The following is a 1,244-nucleotide window of genomic DNA, read 5'->3' on the forward strand; positions in this document are numbered from 1 at the left end:
GTGGCGTCGGTGAGGAGTCGGAGTTGGGGCATGCCGGGGTGGGGTGGGATGACGGCGACGGGTGGGTCGGCGCGGCGGTAGCGGGCGTGCAGGGCCTGGTGGCGGCGGTGGACGTCGCCGAGGGCGGCCATCAGCGCGCGTAGGTCCAGCTCACCCTCGATCCACCAGGTGACCGGGTTGACGACCTCCAGGGGCGACATCAGGCACTTCGCCACCTGCTGCGCGAGCGGAACCGGGCCGGGACGCTGGCGGGCCTGGCCGGCCGCCGCACCGCCGTGGGGGCGGCGGGGCGCGGCGGTGAGCCAGCGGGCCAGTGCCCGTGGCGTCGGGGTGCGGTGGATCTGCGACACGGGCACGACCACGTCGGTGGCCTCGTCGATGCGCGTGGCGACGGTCGCCGACTGCAACGACGTGCCGCCCAGGTCGAAGAAGCTGTCGCGGGCGCCGACCCGGTCGATGCCGAGGACGGTCGCGAACACCCCGGCGACGAGCCGCTCGGAGTTCGTCGCGGGCTCGACGAACTCGACGCCGAGGTCGGGGCGCTGCGAGCCGGGCTCGGGCAGGGCCCGCCGGTCGATCTTGCCGGTGCCGCCGACGGGGAACCGGTCGAGGACCATGACCACGGCCGGGACCATGTACGCGGGCAGGGCGGCCGCGGCGTGCGCGCGCAGCTCGCTGGCGACCGGTGTCCGGCCGTCGTGGCCGGTGACGTAGCCGACGAGGCGGGCGACGCCCTGGTTCTCGTGGCGTGCGACCACGGCGGTGCTGACGTCGGGGTGTTGTTCCAGGACGGCTTCGATCTCGCCGAGTTCGATGCGGATGCCGTTGACCTTGACCTGGTGGTCCATGCGGCCGAGGATTTCCAGCGCTCCGGTGGTGTTCCATCGGCCGAGGTCGCCGGTGCGGTAGGCGGTTCCGCCACCGTACGGGTCGGTGACGAACCGTTGTGTGGTGAGTTCGGGGCGGTGCAGGTAGCCGTCGGCGACGCCTGTGCCGGCGATGAGGATTTCGCCGGGCACGCCCATGGGGACGAGGTCGAGGTTGGTGTCGACGACGCGGATCTGTCGGTTGGGCATGGGTCGGCCGATCGGTACGTAGGTGCCGTCCCAGCCGGTCGACGCGTCGTACCAGGTGCAGGCGACGGAGGCTTCCGCGGGGCCGTAGGCGTTGATCAGGCGGGTGCCGGCGTCGAGCCAGCGGCGGGCCATGCGGGGTGGGACGGGCTCGCCGGCGAGTGTCACGCA

1 protein-coding gene is annotated in these 1,244 nt (G+C 73.2%); it reads right to left on the reverse strand.

Annotated features, from left to right (window positions below):
• Window positions 1-1,244: AMP-binding protein (locus ACWENR_RS30830; protein ID WP_452280448.1), on the reverse strand; the 1,244-nt coding region annotated here is incomplete at both ends.

The organism is Micromonospora sp. NPDC004336, from assembly GCF_053602615.1.